We start from the raw sequence: 14,774 nt of genomic DNA, 5'->3' as shown, positions 1-14,774 counted from the left end.
ATCAAGCTCCACTACCCTCGCGACCTTTTGCGACGCAAACCCATGCCATCTGTCATCGCCCCCGAACTGCTCGCCCCCGCCGGCACCCTGAAAAACATGCGCTACGCCTTCGCCTACGGCGCCGATGCAGTCTACGCCGGCCAGCCGCGTTACAGCCTGCGTGTACGCAACAATGAATTTGACCACGCCAACCTGGCGCTCGGTATCCAGGAAGCCCACGCGCAGGGCAAACGTTTCTACGTGGTGGTGAACATCGCGCCGCACAACGCCAAGCTGAAAACCTTCCTAAAGGACCTGGCGCCAGTGATCGACATGGGCCCGGATGCGCTGATCATGTCCGATCCGGGGCTGATCATGCTGGTGCGCCGCCATTTTCCGCAGATGCCCATCCACCTGTCGGTGCAGGCCAACACGGTGAACTGGGCCAGCGTCGAGTTCTGGCAGCAACAAGGCATCGGCCGGGTGATTCTGTCGCGCGAGCTGTCACTGGAAGAGATCGAGGAAATCCGCCAACACGTGCCGACCATGGAACTGGAAGTGTTCGTGCACGGCGCCCTGTGCATGGCCTATTCCGGACGCTGCCTGCTGTCGGGCTACCTGAACAAGCGCGATGCCAACCAAGGCACCTGCACCAACGCGTGTCGCTGGAAGTATCAGGCCACGCCGGCGGTGGAAAACGCCATGGGCGACATCGTCCAAACGTGTCAGCCAACCCTGGGCATCGGCGCGCCGACCGATCAAGTGTTCCTGCTGCAGGAAGCCAATCGCCCGGATGAGCAAATGCCCGCGTTCGAGGATGAACACGGCACGTACATCATGAACGCCAAAGACCTGCGCGCGGTGCAGCACGTCGAGCGCCTGACCTACATGGGCGTGCATTCGCTGAAGATTGAAGGCCGCACCAAATCGCACTTCTACTGCGCACGCACCACCCAGGTGTATCGCCAGGCCATCGACGATGCGGTGACCGGGCGCGCTTTCGACCGCAGGCTGATGAGCGATTTGGAATCACTCGCCCAGCGCGGCTACACCGAAGGTTTCCTGCGCCGCCACGTGCATGACGAGTACCAGAATTACCAGCACGGCAGCTCGGTGTCGCAACGTCAGCAGTTTGTCGGGGAGTTGACCGGCGAGCGCCGTGGGGAGCTGGCCGAGGTCAAGGTGAAGAACCGCTTTGCCGTGGGCAATCATCTGGAATTGATGACGCCCGCCGGGAATTTTCACTTCGACCTGGCCGTGCTGCACAACGCCAAGGGTGACGCCATTGAGGTCGCGCCGGGCGACGGGCACACCGTGTATGTGCCGCTCCCGGCCGCAATGGACCTGCGCTTCGGCCTGCTGATGCGCGACCTCTAACGCGTCGCCGCGCAGAACCGGCGGATGGCCTCGCACGCCTGCTGCAACGCGTCATCGTCCAGGGCGTAAGCGATGCGCAGGTACGGCGCCAGGCCGAATGCGCTGCCGTGCACGACGGCCACGTTGGCTTCATCGAGCAAGGCATGCGCCACGTCTTCGTCGGTTTGCAGCCGCTTGCCGGCAGGCGTGGTGCGCCCCAGCAAACCGGCGCAGGAGGCAAACGCGTAAAACGCGCCGCACGGGCGCGCGCATTCCAGGCCCGGCGTGTTGTTTAGAAAGGACACAACCAGGTCCCGCCGACGCTCAAACACGGCCCGCGACTGCTGGATAAACGCCTGCGGCCCGCTCAAGGCAGCCAGCGCGTCGCGGGGTTGATCGCCGCGTCCAGCGCCGCTGGCGTCAACTTGAACCCGTCCTCGCCGCTGCACGGCACAATCCTGGCAGTGCCGCCGCATAGCTCGACCATTTCCGGGTAGCTGACCCAGTAAGGCGCGGGCACGATCACTTCATCCCCGTCGTTCAACGTGGCGGCGAGTGCGTTGTAGATCACGTGCTTGCCGCCACTGCTGACGATCGTGTCCTGCCAGGTGACAGCCAGGCCATTTTCACGGCGGAATTTTTGCGCGACCGCTTCACGCAAGGCACGCACACCGGCCACTTGGGTGTAGCGCGTGTGGCCATTGCGGATCGCGTCGATACCGGCCTGGCGGATGTGTTCCGGGGTGTCGAAATCCGGCTCGCCGGCGCACAGCGAAATAATCTTCGCCCCTTCGGCGCGGCGGGCGGCGACGCGGTCGATGATGCGGTAGGTTGCAGACGGCTGGGCGTGAGCCAGGCGCGTGTTCAGACGTTCGAGGGTCACGAGTCTTTCCTCTGCAACTGGTGATAACCCAGGGCTTCGCGCGCTTGCTTGAGGGTCTTGCCGGCCTCGAGCTGCGCCCGAATCTGCGACTCCGCGTGTTCAATCTGCCGCGCGGTGCGCGCCACGGCTTCGGCACGGTCGCGGGGCACCACGAGCACGCCATTCGCATCGGCCACCACGATGTCCCGGGCACACACACGGGCACCGCCGATGGCCACCGGCTGGTTTACCGACGCCACTTGCACGCGGTCCTTACCGGTACGCATGTAGCGGCCTCTGGTGAACATCGGATAACCATCGCCCAACGCTTTGCTGACGTCCCGGCACACGCCATCGATCACCGTGGCGGCAACCCCGCGACTGCCGGCGTATTGGGTCATGATGTCGCCCCACACGGTGCAGTCGGTGCGACCGGCGTTGGCCAGCACCACCACGTCTCCTGGCCGCACGTCTTCGATGAAGTCACCTACCGAACCCGGCGGTGTGGCGGCTGGCACGTACTGCACGGTAAAGGCTGGGCCGACGACAATGCCACGGTAGTTATCCAGCGGTGCGATGCCCAGGCATTGGCCGCAAATGCCGAGTTTATCCATGGCATCCGAGACGCCGGGCGTGTCGAGCCCTTCAAAAAGCGCGACCAGCTGTTGGTCATTCATTGGGCGGGCTCCACACGGATGGCGTCGAATTGGCTGTCGTGCATCACATCGGCCACCGAACGGCCGCTGCGTACTGCGTCGACCATGCCGGCTTCACGGGCGGCGATGCGCTCGCCCAAGTCCAGTACCTGTTCAATCACTGCGGCGGGGATGAAAACGCTGCCGCAGCGGTCGGCAATGACGAAGTCGTTTTCCGACACATCGACGCCACCGACGCTGATCGTCACGCCAGCGCCCACCTGCACCACGCGGTTTCGCGCACTGACCATGGTCACGCCACGGCCGTACATCGGGAATCGAATCGAGGCGCTGCCGTCGATATCCCGGCTGAACCCGTCGATCACCGCACCGCGAATATTCTTGGCCACGGCGGCATTGGCAATGATGTCGCCCCAGCACGAAACGCCGTCGATGCCTCCGGCGATGACCAGCACGCGGTCATCGCCGGTAATGGCGTCGATCACCGGGGAAATCCAGGTGCACGCCGGGAGCGGCGTCGGTCTTGGGCGCCAGCTTGACCGTGCTGGCGCGGCCGACCACCGTGGGGCAATCCCACAACGGCCGGATGCCCACCACGGCGCCGGGCAGTTGCAGGACATCCAGTGCGTCGGAAACCGTGTTGGTGTCGAGTTCAGCCAAGCGCTGAAGCGGGTCGGGGTGCGGCATTGAGGTGAGCCCCTGTTGTGGTTGGGGCTCAAGTCTTACCGAGGGGCGGTGAGCGCTATATTCGTATGTACGTTAGTTAAACATAGGTTAAACCTATGAAAGATCAGATCCTGAACTGACCCACCAACTGCCCCAGGCGCTGGCCCAAATCCGCCAGGCTGCGAGAGGTCTGGGCGCCCAGTTGGGTTTCATCGGCCACACTGTCCACCGCCACGGCGATCTGATGCACGCTGCGGTTGATCTCTTCGGCCACGGCAGTTTGCTCTTCGGCGGCGCTGGCGATCTGCGCGTTCATCGAGTTGATGGTGCCGATCAGTTGCGCCATGGTGTCCAGTGAGGCGCCGGCCTGGTTGGCCTGGGCCGAGGTGCCGTCGCCGGCATCGCTGGAACGGCGCATCGCGTCCACGGCGGCTTCGGTGCCTTTTTGCAGGCGGTCGATCATGCCCTGGATTTCCTGGGTGCTGGTTTGAGTGCGGCTGGCCAACGCTCGCACTTCATCGGCCACTACCGCAAAACCACGGCCGGCCTCGCCTGCTCGCGCGGCTTCGATGGCGGCGTTGAGCGCCAGCAGGTTGGTCTGTTCGGCGATCGAACGGATCACCCCCAGCACGCTGACAATCGACGACACGTCCTGTTGCAGGCTGTCGAGGGACACGCCACTGCTGCGGATGTCATTCACCAGCGCATGAATCTGCGCGATGCTGCCGTCCACCACGCGCTTGGCGGCCTGGCCCTCGGCGTCGGTCTGTTGCGCGGCGACGGCGGCGCCCTGGGCGCTGCGCGCGACTTCATGGGCGGCGGAGGACATCTGATTAATGGCGGTGGCCACTTGGTCCGTTTCGTGACGTTGGCGCTCCATCGCGGTTTCCGAGCGCTGGGCTTGCTCGGACACCTGCCCGACCAACCCGGTGAGTTGCGAGGTCATCTCGGTGATCTGCCGCACCAGGCCGTGGATCTTGTCGACAAAGCGGTTGAACGCACCCGCCAGATCGCCCAGTTCATCCTGGCTGGTGATGGCCAGGCGGCGGGTCAAGTCGCCCTCGCCCGCCGCGATATCGTCGAGGTTGGCTTTCATCAAGTTCAACGGCCGCAGGATGGTATTGGCGGTCACCATGCCCACGGCGGCAATCACCAGCAACACCACCACGGCCACACCGAGGATGCTCAGCAGCACGCCTTCCATGCGTTTCTCCACCTTGGCCTCAACCACCGCCACCTGGGCTTCGATGCCGTCGAGGTTGACCGAGGTGCCAATCACCATGTCCCACTTGGGCAGGTATTCGGTGTAGCCAAGCTTGGGCACCAACTCGGTCTGCCCCGGTTGGGTCGAGCTGTATTGCAGGTAGTGGGTGCCGTCCTTGCCGACCTTGACCAGGTCGCGGTTGACGTAGACGCCGTTGGGGTCGCGGTTGTCCTTGAAGCTCTTGCCCACGCCGTCGGGGCTGTTGCCCTTGAACAGGCGGATGGTCTCGGAGTCGTAGCCGAAGAAGTAGCCGTCCTTGCCGTAGTGGGTGTTGGACAGCAACTTGACCACCTCGGCCCGCGCGGCGGTGTCGCCAGGGGCGGCAGCGTCGTAGAGCGGTTTGATGGTGGTCATGGCCACCTCGACGTAACTTTGCAGGGTGGCCTTGGCGTCGTTGAGCAGGCGCTGGCGGGTTTCATCCACCTCGTTGCGTGCCTGGCCCTGGAGGATCCACACGGTGGTCAGGCTGATGACCACGGCAAACAGCAATACCGGCACTACGGCGAGGGACAGGACTTTGGCCTTCAGACTCAGACGCATGGCTTTTCTCTCTTATTAGTGGCGACTTGGAGAGGCTATCGGCCAACTGCAACGGATCTGTAGGCCACTCGTTACCTGTGGCGCGGGAGGTGTTTCAAATCATTAAAGGGTCATCGCAGCGAGCCAGCCGAATGCCAGCAACGGGATGTTGTAGTGCAGGAACGTCGGCACCACGGTGTCCCAGATATGGTGGTGCTGGCCGTCGATGTTCAGGCCGGAGGTCGGGCCGAGGGTCGAGTCCGACGCCGGTGAGCCGGCGTCGCCCAGGGCGCCTGCGGTGCCGACGATGCACACAATCGCCAACGGGCTGAAACCCAGTTGCACACACAGCGGCACAAAAATCGCGGCGAGGATCGGCACCGTGGAAAACGACGAGCCAATGCCCATGGTCACCAGCAGCCCCACCAGCAACATCAGCAGCGCGCCCACGCCACGGCTATGGCCGATGAATGCCGCCGAGGTTTCTACCAACGAACGCACGTCACCCGTGGCCTTGAGCACTTCGGCAAACCCCGAGGAAGCGATCATGATGAAGCCGATCATCGCCATCATCTTCATGCCTTCGGTGAACAGGTCGTCGGTTTCGCGCCAGCGCACGATGCCCGACACCGAAAAGATCAGGAACCCGGCCAGGGCGCCAATGATCATCGAGTCCAGCCACAGTTGAATGATGAACGCCGAGGCAATCGCCAGCCCGGCCACCAGCAGGGTCAGCGGGTTGTACTGCACGGCCACTTGCTCGACGCGCTCGATTTTTTCCAGGTCGTACACGCGCTTTTTGCGATAACTGACAAACACTGCCACCAGCAGGCCAACCACCATGCCCAGCGCCGGCAAGCCCATGGCGTGGGTGACGTTGACCTGGCTGATGTCGACGCCGCTCTTGGCCACGTTGGCCAGCAGGATCTGGTTGAGGAAGATGTTGCCGAAGCCCACCGGCAGGAACATGTACGGCGTGATCAGGCCGAAGGTCATCACACAGGCGATCAGGCGACGGTCCAATTGCAGCTTGGTCAGCACATACAAAAGCGGCGGCACCAGCAGCGGAATAAACGCGATGTGGATCGGCAGGATGTTCTGCGAGGCAATTGCCACGACCCACAGCAGACCGATCAGCAACCATTTGACGTGGCTGCCGCCCGTGGCTTCCTGGCGATCGACCAGCATCAGCGCCTTATCTGCCAGGGCATGGGCCAGACCGGACTTGGCAATCGCCACCGCGAAAGCGCCGAGTAAGGCGTAGGACAACGCCACGGTCGCCCCGCCGCCCAAGCCGCCGTTGAAGGCTTTGAGCGTGGCCTCGATGCCCAGGCCACCGGTTAAGCCACCCACTAGGGCGCCGACAATGATGGCGATGACCACATGCACGCGGGACAAGCTGAGCACCAGCATGGTGCCGACCGCGGCGATGACTGCGTTAATCATGGTTACCTCAAGACAGAAACATAAAAAACAGGCATGCCCGCGCCCGGGCGGCCATGGGGTTGGCTGCCGGCGTGCAGGCTTTAGGAGGTCTTATTAGAGGGCGCGCACTTTGCAGCAGGCGGGCGCGCATGTCAAAAAACGGCGTCGTTTTCAGCGTTCAATTGAACGTTTAAATAATAAAGAACGGCAAAACGCGGCCGATAGCCTGACTCTCTGTGTTTTCAGGTTAAGGATGCTCCTCGATGTTCCTCAGACAGCTCTCCATTCAATGGAAAATCACCCTGCTCGCCGGCCTGTGCCTGCTGGGGATCGTGACCCTGCTGGTGGGTCTGTCGCTGTATCGCATGGAGCACAGCTCGCAGCAGGTCAAAGCCTCGAGCATGCAGATGCTCGACGAGTCCGCCCAGGCACGCATCGAGGCCCAGGGTGAAGTGCAGGCGCTGGGCATTCGCCAGCAGTTCATGGACGCCTACCAGTACGGCCATGGTTTTGCCCGTCAGGTACTGTTTTTGCGCGAACAGGCGGAAAAACGCTTCCTCGACGCCTTCGACACCCGCGAAGACCTGACCCGCCAGGTCAAGGCCGCACTCCAGGCCAACCCGGACCTGCTCGGGTTGTCGCTGGTGTTTGAAGCCAATGCGCTGGACGGCAAGGATGAGCTGTTCGCCAATCAGGCGGAACTGGGCAGCAACGACAAAGGCCGTTTTGCCCTGTACTGGTCGCAACCGACGCCCGGCAAATTGACCTCCATGTCACTGCCCGAAAGCGACATGTCCGACACCCGCATTGGGCCCAGCGGCGAGAAAGCCAACGCCTGGTTCACCTGCCCGCGCATAACCTTGAAACCCTGCGTGATCGAGCCGTACTTTTATGTGATCGACGGGCAAAACGTGCTGATGACCAGCATCGTGTTTCCGCTGATGGTCAACGGCAAAGTCATCGCCTCGCTGTCGGTGGACATCAACCTCAACAGCTTGCAGGCCGTGAGCCAACAGGCCAGCCAGAAGCTGTATGACGGCCAGACGCAAGTCAGCATCCTCAGCCCCACCGGTTTGCTCGCCGGCTACAGCCCGGATGCGAGCAAACTCAGCCAGCGCCTGGATAAAGTCGACACGGCCAGCGGCGCGCAATTGATCAACGCACTGGCGGCCAGCTCGCAGATCCGCAGCGTGCGCACCGACCATCAACTCAAGGTACTGGCGCCGTTCGCACCGATTCCCGGCGGCAAGCCGTGGGGTGTGTTGCTGGATGTGCCGGAAAAAGTCCTGGTGGGCCCCGCCGAGGCGCTCAAGGCGCAACTGGATGCCGATAACACGCGCGGCACCCTGCTGGAACTGAGCCTGGGCCTGCTCGCGGCCGTGGTCGGCCTGGTACTGGTGTGGCTGATGGCTCGCAGCGTGACCCGGCCCATCCTTGGCGTGGCTCGCATGCTGGAAGACATCGCCAGCGGCGAAGGCGACCTGACCCGTCGCCTGGCCTACGACAAGCAGGACGAACTGGGCCAACTGGCCGGTTGGTTCAACCGCTTCCTCGACAAACTGCAACCGATCATTGCCCAGGTCAAACGCTCAGTGCAGGACGCCCGCGGCACGGCCGACCAATCCGCCGCAATTGCCACTGAGACCAGCGCCGGCATGGAACAGCAGTACCGCCAGGTGGATCAGGTGGCCACCGCCTCCCACGAAATGAGCGCCACCGCCCAGGACGTGGCCCGCAGCGCCGCCCAAGCCGCACAAGCCGCGCGCGACGCCGACCAGGCCACCCGCGAGGGCTTGACCGTGATCGACCGCACCACCACCAACATCGGGCACTTGGCGGCGGACATGAGCACCGCCATGGCTCAGGTCGAAGGCCTGGCGGCCAATAGCGAGAAAATCGGTTCGGTGCTGGAAGTGATTCGAGGCATTGCCGAGCAAACCAACCTGCTGGCACTCAACGCCGCCATCGAAGCCGCCCGCGCGGGTGAGGCCGGCCGTGGATTTGCCGTGGTCGCCGACGAAGTACGCAACCTGGCACGGCGCACCCAGGAATCGGTGGAAGAAACCCGCGTAGTGATCGAACTGCTGCAAAACGGCACCACCGATGTGGTCGGCTCCATGGGCAACAGCTATCGCCAGGCCCAGGGCAGTGTCGAGCAGGTCGGCCAGGCGGTCACCGCCCTGCGCCAGATTGGCGAGGCGGTCACGGTGATCAGCGACATGAACCTGCAAATCGCCAGCGCCGCCGAAGAACAAAGCGCAGTGGCCGAAGAGATCAACAGCAACGTGGCGACGATCCGCGATGTGACCGAGTCGCTGTCGGAGCAGGCGAATGAATCGGCGCGGGTGAGCCAAGCGCTGAACAGCCTGGCGAATCAGCAGCAGGGGTTGATGGATCAGTTTCGCGTGTGAGTGAGTTGCACAGATTCTGACCCTTGAGCAGGTCCAATCTGAGAGCGGGCTTGCTCGCGAATGCAGTGTGTCAGTTGCCGAATTTGTCGGCTGACACTCCGTCTTCGCGAGCAAGCCCGCTCCCACATTTTTATATTTTGTGGTGTATCAGGCCTGGCGCTTGGGCAATTCGATTAGCACCCTCAAGCCACCCAACTCACTCTCCAGCAACTGCAACACCCCGCCCCACACCTCGACGATATCGCGCACAATTCCCAGCCCCAAACCATGGCCGTCGATCTGTTCATCCAGACGCGTACCCCGGCTGAACACTTGGTCGCGCTGACTCTGCGGAATGCCCGGCCCGTCATCTTCAACGGCCAGCAAATAGCTGTGCGGCGTTTCGCTGATGCTCAAGCGTATTTCCGCATCCGCCCATTTGCAGGCGTTGTCCAGCAGGTTGCCCAACAGCTCCAGCAAGTCTTCACGGTCCCAGGGCAATTGCAGGCCGGGCGTGAGGTGGTAACTCAAATCCAGGTGTTCACCGTGGATCATGTTCAGCGTGGCCAGCAGGCCGGGCAGCTCTTTTTCGCAATCAAACAAGGCACCTGGCAGGGTTTCGCCGGCAAGGCGCGCGCGGTTGAGTTCGCGATTCAGGCGTTGCTGCACTTGCTCCAGCTGGTCGCGCAAAAGCTTGCCCAGTTCGGGATGGGCCTTGAGCTGCTCACTGGAGGCCACGCTCAAGAGCACGGCCAACGGCGTTTTCAGCGCATGCCCCAAGTTGCCCAACGCGTTGCGCGAGCGCTTGAGGCTGTCTTCGGTGTGAGCCAGCAGGTGGTTGATCTGCGCCACCAGGGGTTCCAGTTCCAGCGGCACTTGAGTGTCGAGTTGTGAGCGCTGGCCTTGTTGCAGTTGAGCGATCTGTTCGCGGGCGGTTTCCAGCGGGCGCAAGGCGCGGCGCACCGTGACCCGTTGCAGGATCAGCACCAGCAGCAATGCCGCAAGGCCCATCACCAGGCCGATCTGACGCATCAGACGGAAACTTTCCCGCACCGGCGTGTAGTCCTGGGCCACGCTGATGGAAATCGACTGGCCAAAACGCTTGTAGTCCGAGCGCAACACCAGCAGTTGCTGGCCTTCCGGGCCCAGTTGCAGGTTGCCCTTGAGCCCGGCTTCCGGCAGCCGGGGCAATTCCTGGTCCCACAACGAACGGGAACGCCAATGAATGTCGGCAAAATCAATACGGAAATAATGCCCGGAAAACGGCCGCTGATAGGCCGGCGACAAACGTTGTTCATCCAGTTGCACCCCGTTCGGGCCGCGCACCAGCGCCACCAGCAGGTTTTCGCTGTCGTTGCGCAAGCCCGCTTCCAGATAGCGCTGCAAACCGGCCTCGAACAACCACAGGCTGGTTTGCGCCAATACCACGCCGACGATCACCATCACGCTGATCAGCCCCAGGCTCAGGCGCCGCTGAATCGACCTCATGCAGGGCTGGCGCCAAAGCGGTAACCCTGGCCGCGCCGAGTCTCAATCACGCTGCGGCCCAGCTTGCGACGCAGGTGGTTGACGTGAACTTCCAGCACGTTGGAGTCACGCTCGGTCTCGCCGTCATAAAGATGTTCGGCCAGGTGGCTTTTCGACAGGATCTGTTCCGGGTGCAGCATGAAGTAGCGCAGCAGCCGGAATTCGGCGGCGGTCAGCTGGATCTCTTCGCCGTCGCGCAGTACACACTGGCGGCCTTCATCCAGGTGCAACCCGGCAGCTTGCAAGGTGGGCTGGTTGGCGTGGCCATGGGAGCGGCGCAACAACGCCTGGACACGCAAGTGCAGTTCTTCGGGGTGAAAGGGTTTGCTCAGGTAATCGTCGGCACCGGCCTTGAGCCCTTCGATGCGCTCGGCCCAGGAGTCGCGCGCGGTGAGAACCAGCACAGGCGTGGCCAGGGCGGCTGCGCGCCATTGCGCCAACACCTCCAACCCCGGCAGGCCGGGCAAACCGAGGTCGAGAATGATCAGGTCATAGGGTTCGCTGCGGCCCTGATAGGCGGCATCACGCCCATCGGCCAGCCAGTCGACGGCATAGCCCTGGCGCTGCAGGCCGGCCAGCAGTTCATCGGCCAAGGGAACGTTGTCTTCCACCAGAAGCAGGCGCATCAGTCGTCTTCCTTATCTTTGAGCAGCACGCCGGTGGTCGCATCCAGCTTGATCTCGCGCACCACGCCTTCGGTGGTCACCAGCTCCACCTCATAAGCATATTGGCCGTGTTTTTTTTCAAGCTCGGCTTCCAACAACCGAGAGCCGGGGTAGCGCGCCATGGCCTGCTGCAACAGTTGCTCGAGCGGCAGGATCACGCCCTGCTGGCGCAGTGCCAAAGCTTCATCCTGGTTGAGGTCGCGGGCCGCCAGGCTGGAACAAAAAGCCAGGAGCACCAGCACCATCAAACCACTGGCGCGTCGATATACCTTCATTACGTTTCCTGATGATTCTTGAGCACGTGCCCGCTGAGCGCGTCCAATTCGACTTCCCACTCGATGCCGTCGGCATCTTCCAGTTCGACTTGGTACAAGTACTTGCCGTAGGCCTCGTCGAGGTCGGTGTCCAGCAGGGTCGAACCTGGGTGAAGTGCCAGGGCCGTGGCTTCCAGCTGATCAAAGGCGACGATTGTAACAGTGCCAGGCAATGTCAGTGGTTTGTCAGGGTCCACTGCCCAGGCCTGTGCCGAGGTGCAGGCGATGATACCGGCGGCGACCAGCGCTGTGAGGCGCTTCATGGCAAATCTCCGTTTCAGGATGTTTTTCCTACGCAGGCCAACGTACCCGTTGCAACTTAACTGAAACTGAATTGCCACCATGGCATTTTTCAATCGCCCTCTTTTACCCATCACCCGCGAGTTTTCCTATACTGCCCCGCTCGCTTGAACAGAGACTGGTATGACAGCCATCCACATCAAATTTCCCGCGTTGACGCTCAAGGCCGGTAAACGCGCCTTTGCGCGCATTCGCGAACAGGGCCTCAAACCTGCGGATGTCGGTATCCTGCCCGGCGCGGCCGGCGGCCCCAAGGCATTGGGCATCCAGGGCCTGGACCTGGCCTTGTTCGGCGACTGGTTGCCGCGCGCCCCACGCGAGCGTGCGCTGATCGGCGCCTCCATCGGCTCCTGGCGGTTTGCCAGCGCCTGCCTGCCCGACCCGGTGCAAGGCCTGCTCGACCTTGGCCGCCTGTACAACGAACAACGCTTTGCCAAGGGCGTGACCATGGCCGAGGTCAGCCGCAGCTGCCAGCGCATGCTCGATGACCTGCTCGCAGGCCGTGATGCACGGGTGCTGGACAACCCCGACTATCGCCTGAACATCATGGTGGTCAAAAGCCACGGCCTGCTCGCCGATGACCATCGCGGTCGGCTCGGTCTGGGCCTGTCGTCGGTCATTGCCGACAACCTGCGCGGCCGTGCGCGGCTGGCGCGGCACTTCGAACGGCTGATCATCCACGACCCGCGCCAGGCGCCGCCGGTGCATCCGCTGAAGGACTTCCCTTCGCGCTTCCTCGACCTGGACCTGCGCAACTTGCGCCAGGCACTGCTGGCGTCCGGCTCGATCCCCATGGTGATGCAAGGCGTACGCGACCTGCCCGGCGCGGGCGCCGGCACTTACCGCGACGGCGGCCTGCTCGACTATCACCTCGACCTGCCCTACCACGGCGATGACATCGTGCTGTACCCGCACTTCACCGACCGGGTCATCCCCGGCTGGTTCGACAAGGGCCTGCCGTGGCGGCGCAGTAATCAACAGGGCTTGCAGGACGTATTGTTGCTGGCCCCATCCAAGGACTACTTGGCCCGCCTGCCCCACGGCAAGCTGCCGGACCGCAGCGACTTCAAGCGCTTCATGGGCGATGACCCGAGCCGCAACAAGTACTGGCAAACCGCAATGAGCGAGAGCCGACGGTTAGGCGATGAGTTCCTGGAACTGGCAGATAACGGCACATTGGGCGAGCACTTGCTGGCGCTATGACCAAGCGGTATGCGCGGCGAAGGATCAAGCTGTTAAACTCGCCGCCTGCCAGATACCTGACCGAGCTGAAAATACCGTGGAAATCTTCAAAGAATTTACCTTCGAGTCCGCCCACCGCCTGCCCCACGTGCCGGACGGCCATAAATGCGGGCGCCTGCATGGGCATTCGTTCAAGGTGGCGATCCACCTGAGCGGCGACCTCGATCCGCATACCGGCTGGATTCGCGACTTCTCGGAGATCAAGGCGATTTTCAAGCCGCTCTACGAGCGCCTCGACCACAACTACCTCAATGACATCCCAGGCCTAGAAAACCCGACCAGCGAGGTGCTGGCCAAATGGATCTGGACTGAGCTCAAACCGCTGCTGCCGGAACTCAGTGCGATTCGCATCCATGAGACCTGCACCAGCGGCTGCATCTATCGCGGCGAGTAAGCGATGGCACATTGAAGAACCACCTGCGGGTGGTTTTTTTATGCCCGGAGAGCCTCGATGTAAAGCAGCCTTGACATGGTAATTGATCATACCTAACGTAAAGCACACTTTACTTATGGAGAGAGTCATGTCGCCCAAACGCTTTCTGATGGAATTCGCAGTCGTCATGGTGGTGTACATTTTGTGCGTCGTGGTTTCCAGCTCGCTCGTTCGATCCATGCCTGACGGGGTCGCCAAAATCGCCCTGGCGTTGCTGCCGGTGATTCCCATGATCGCGATGGCGGTTTCGATCGTCCGCCGCGTGAACGCCATGGATGAAATGGGCCGCAAGATCCAACTGGATGCTCTCGCTGTGGCGTTTGTCTGCACCGCACTCACGACGTTCAGCTACGGCTTTCTGGAAACCGCCGGTTTTCCACGCCTGTCGGCCTTCATGGTGTGGCCGATCATGGGCGGCGTCTGGTGCGTGGCCACGATCGTCGGCACAAGGCGCTACCAGTGAATAATCAGCTGCGCCAGTTGCGCGCCGAACGGGGTTGGTCCCAGGCCGACCTTGCACAGCGCCTGGAGGTTTCGCGCCAGACCGTCAATGCCATCGAAACCGGCCGCTATGATCCGAGCTTGCCGTTGGCGTTCAAGATCGCCAAGGTGTTCGAGCGCAGTATCGAGGCGATCTTCGAAGCACCAGCAGACTGAGTCATTTGTTACAGGAGCACACTGCAATGATGCGCCCCGCCACCCCTGATGACGTTGCTGCCATCGAGGCCATTGTCGAAGCCGCCTACTCGCCCTACATCGAGCGGATCGGCCGCAAGCCAGGGCCGATGCTTGAGGACTATCATCTGTTGGTCGAGGCTGGCGGCGTTTACGTGCTGGACAACGCCGGGAAGGTTCAGGGGTTCATTATCCTGCTCAAGGGCGAAGGTGCTTTGCTGCTGGGCAACCTCGCTGTAGCACCTGACGCCCAGGGCTTGGGATTCGGACGACTGCTGATGGATTTTGCCGAACGACGCGCCATCGACGCCGGCTACGCAGCGATTTACCTGTACACCCATGAAACCATGACCGAGAACATCGCGTTGTACACACGCCGTGGCTACGTGCAAACCCATCGCGCCGTGGAACAGGGTCTGCGCCGTGTGTACATGACCAAGCGCCTTTAGCAGCAGCTGATCCAATTTGTATCACCGCTGCACCGCTTTCGTGCCCGACTGG

14 protein-coding genes and 4 pseudogenes are annotated in these 14,774 nt (G+C 62.3%); 8 read left to right on the top strand and 10 right to left on the bottom strand.

Going from position 1 to position 14,774, the window contains the following annotated elements; genetic code table 11:
• Positions 1–42: 42 nt before the first annotated feature.
• Positions 43–1,356 carry a prephenate-dependent tRNA uridine(34) hydroxylase TrhP gene (gene trhP, locus AACW30_RS09840; protein WP_200624896.1) on the top strand — a complete coding sequence of 438 codons (1,314 nt, stop codon included), beginning with the start codon at positions 43–45 and terminating at the stop codon, positions 1,354–1,356.
• Here trhP and AACW30_RS09835 read toward each other — a convergent pair.
• The 6 genes and pseudogenes from AACW30_RS09835 to AACW30_RS09815 all read right to left on the bottom strand — a co-directional run bounded on the left by AACW30_RS09835 (position 1,353) and on the right by AACW30_RS09815 (position 6,745).
• Positions 1,353–2,218: pseudogene (locus AACW30_RS09835) on the bottom strand (aminotransferase class I/II-fold pyridoxal phosphate-dependent enzyme). The gene trhP and the pseudogene AACW30_RS09835 sit on opposite strands and share 4 nt — an antisense overlap.
• Positions 2,215–2,874: an RraA family protein gene (locus AACW30_RS09830; protein ID WP_200624895.1), complete on the bottom strand. Its 660-nt coding sequence runs from the start codon at positions 2,872–2,874 to the stop codon at positions 2,215–2,217. Before AACW30_RS09830 ends, AACW30_RS09835 begins: the two are co-directional and overlap by 4 nt.
• Positions 2,871–3,540 (bottom strand): annotated as a pseudogene (locus tag AACW30_RS09825) (RraA family protein). Before AACW30_RS09825 ends, AACW30_RS09830 begins: the two are co-directional and overlap by 4 nt.
• Positions 3,541–3,643: 103 nt before the next feature.
• Positions 3,644–4,399, bottom strand: coding sequence for a methyl-accepting chemotaxis protein (locus tag AACW30_RS31530; protein ID WP_370004746.1), 756 nt, complete (start codon positions 4,397–4,399; stop codon positions 3,644–3,646).
• Between the two features lie 102 nt (positions 4,400–4,501).
• Positions 4,502–5,323, bottom strand: a pseudogene (locus tag AACW30_RS31525) (cache domain-containing protein); the annotation flags it as partial.
• A 102-nt stretch (positions 5,324–5,425) separates the two neighbouring features.
• Complete coding sequence (locus AACW30_RS09815; protein WP_164487975.1) at positions 5,426–6,745, bottom strand: Na+/H+ antiporter family protein; 1,320 nt, start codon at positions 6,743–6,745, stop codon at positions 5,426–5,428.
• A 245-nt stretch (positions 6,746–6,990) separates the two neighbouring features.
• Between AACW30_RS09815 and AACW30_RS31520 the strand changes: the two are divergent.
• Together AACW30_RS31520 and AACW30_RS31515 are read left to right on the top strand one after the other, a co-directional pair.
• Positions 6,991–8,280 (top strand): annotated as a pseudogene (locus tag AACW30_RS31520) (HAMP domain-containing protein); the annotation flags it as partial.
• Between the two features lie 102 nt (positions 8,281–8,382).
• Positions 8,383–9,138, top strand: a complete 756-nt coding sequence (locus tag AACW30_RS31515; protein WP_370004744.1) for a methyl-accepting chemotaxis protein — start codon at positions 8,383–8,385, stop codon at positions 9,136–9,138.
• Between the two features lie 147 nt (positions 9,139–9,285).
• Here AACW30_RS31515 and AACW30_RS09805 read toward each other — a convergent pair whose 3' ends face one another.
• From AACW30_RS09805 to AACW30_RS09790, 4 genes are read right to left on the bottom strand one after another with little or no spacing between them, the layout of a single operon-like run.
• The gene (locus AACW30_RS09805) at positions 9,286–10,605 is read right to left on the bottom strand and encodes a sensor histidine kinase (protein WP_200624893.1); all 1,320 of its coding nucleotides are present in this window, start codon (positions 10,603–10,605) and stop codon (positions 9,286–9,288) included.
• Positions 10,602–11,270: a response regulator transcription factor gene (locus AACW30_RS09800; protein ID WP_200624892.1), complete on the bottom strand. Its 669-nt coding sequence runs from the start codon at positions 11,268–11,270 to the stop codon at positions 10,602–10,604. The genes AACW30_RS09805 and AACW30_RS09800 overlap by 4 nt, the downstream gene beginning before the upstream one ends.
• A complete protein-coding gene (locus AACW30_RS09795; RefSeq protein WP_106580082.1) occupies positions 11,270–11,584 on the bottom strand; it encodes a PepSY domain-containing protein in 315 nt (104 codons plus the stop codon). The genes AACW30_RS09800 and AACW30_RS09795 overlap by 1 nt, the downstream gene beginning before the upstream one ends.
• On the bottom strand, positions 11,584–11,886 hold the full coding sequence (locus AACW30_RS09790; RefSeq protein ID WP_124416961.1) for a PepSY domain-containing protein: 303 nt from the start codon (positions 11,884–11,886) through the stop codon (positions 11,584–11,586). Before AACW30_RS09790 ends, AACW30_RS09795 begins: the two co-directional genes overlap by 1 nt.
• Positions 11,887–12,046: 160 nt before the next feature.
• Here AACW30_RS09790 and AACW30_RS09785 point away from each other — a divergent pair, with 160 nt between their 5' ends.
• The 5 genes from AACW30_RS09785 (at position 12,047) to AACW30_RS09765 (ending at position 14,722) form a co-directional block, all read left to right on the top strand.
• Positions 12,047–13,126: a patatin-like phospholipase family protein gene (locus AACW30_RS09785; RefSeq protein ID WP_124416960.1), complete on the top strand. Its 1,080-nt coding sequence runs from the start codon at positions 12,047–12,049 to the stop codon at positions 13,124–13,126.
• Between the two features lie 76 nt (positions 13,127–13,202).
• Positions 13,203–13,559, top strand: a complete 357-nt coding sequence (gene queD / locus AACW30_RS09780; protein WP_017736453.1) for a 6-carboxytetrahydropterin synthase QueD — start codon at positions 13,203–13,205, stop codon at positions 13,557–13,559.
• A 127-nt stretch (positions 13,560–13,686) separates the two neighbouring features.
• Positions 13,687–14,061 carry a hypothetical protein gene (locus AACW30_RS09775; protein WP_106580079.1) on the top strand — a complete coding sequence of 125 codons (375 nt, stop codon included), beginning with the start codon at positions 13,687–13,689 and terminating at the stop codon, positions 14,059–14,061.
• Positions 14,058–14,255, top strand: a complete 198-nt coding sequence (locus AACW30_RS09770; protein WP_106580078.1) for a helix-turn-helix transcriptional regulator — start codon at positions 14,058–14,060, stop codon at positions 14,253–14,255. Before AACW30_RS09775 ends, AACW30_RS09770 begins: the two co-directional genes overlap by 4 nt.
• A gap of 26 nt (positions 14,256–14,281) precedes the next feature.
• Complete coding sequence (locus AACW30_RS09765) at positions 14,282–14,722, top strand: GNAT family N-acetyltransferase (RefSeq protein WP_200624891.1); 441 nt, start codon at positions 14,282–14,284, stop codon at positions 14,720–14,722.
• The last annotated feature ends 52 nt before the right edge of the window (positions 14,723–14,774 follow it).

The organism is Pseudomonas sp. MF6747 (assembly GCF_963890955.1).
In the GTDB taxonomy this organism is placed as follows: domain Bacteria; phylum Pseudomonadota; class Gammaproteobacteria; order Pseudomonadales; family Pseudomonadaceae; genus Aquipseudomonas.
This window is presented reverse-complemented; position numbering and strand designations above follow the sequence as displayed.

Coding starts and splice junctions, on each gene's coding strand:
- AACW30_RS09765 (WP_200624891.1), top strand. CDS start 14,282: ATGATGCGCCCCGCCACCCCTGATGACGTTGCTGCCATCGAGGCCATT.
- AACW30_RS31515 (WP_370004744.1), top strand. CDS start 8,383: ATGGAACAGCAGTACCGCCAGGTGGATCAGGTGGCCACCGCCTCCCAC.
- AACW30_RS31530 (WP_370004746.1), bottom strand. CDS start 4,399: ATGGAGCGCCAACGTCACGAAACGGACCAAGTGGCCACCGCCATTAAT.
- AACW30_RS09805 (WP_200624893.1), bottom strand. CDS start 10,605: ATGAGGTCGATTCAGCGGCGCCTGAGCCTGGGGCTGATCAGCGTGATG.
- AACW30_RS09775 (WP_106580079.1), top strand. CDS start 13,687: ATGTCGCCCAAACGCTTTCTGATGGAATTCGCAGTCGTCATGGTGGTG.
- trhP (WP_200624896.1), top strand. CDS start 43: ATGCCATCTGTCATCGCCCCCGAACTGCTCGCCCCCGCCGGCACCCTG.
- AACW30_RS09800 (WP_200624892.1), bottom strand. CDS start 11,270: ATGCGCCTGCTTCTGGTGGAAGACAACGTTCCCTTGGCCGATGAACTG.
- AACW30_RS09790 (WP_124416961.1), bottom strand. CDS start 11,886: ATGAAGCGCCTCACAGCGCTGGTCGCCGCCGGTATCATCGCCTGCACC.
- AACW30_RS09830 (WP_200624895.1), bottom strand. CDS start 2,874: ATGAATGACCAACAGCTGGTCGCGCTTTTTGAAGGGCTCGACACGCCC.
- AACW30_RS09795 (WP_106580082.1), bottom strand. CDS start 11,584: ATGAAGGTATATCGACGCGCCAGTGGTTTGATGGTGCTGGTGCTCCTG.
- AACW30_RS09785 (WP_124416960.1), top strand. CDS start 12,047: ATGACAGCCATCCACATCAAATTTCCCGCGTTGACGCTCAAGGCCGGT.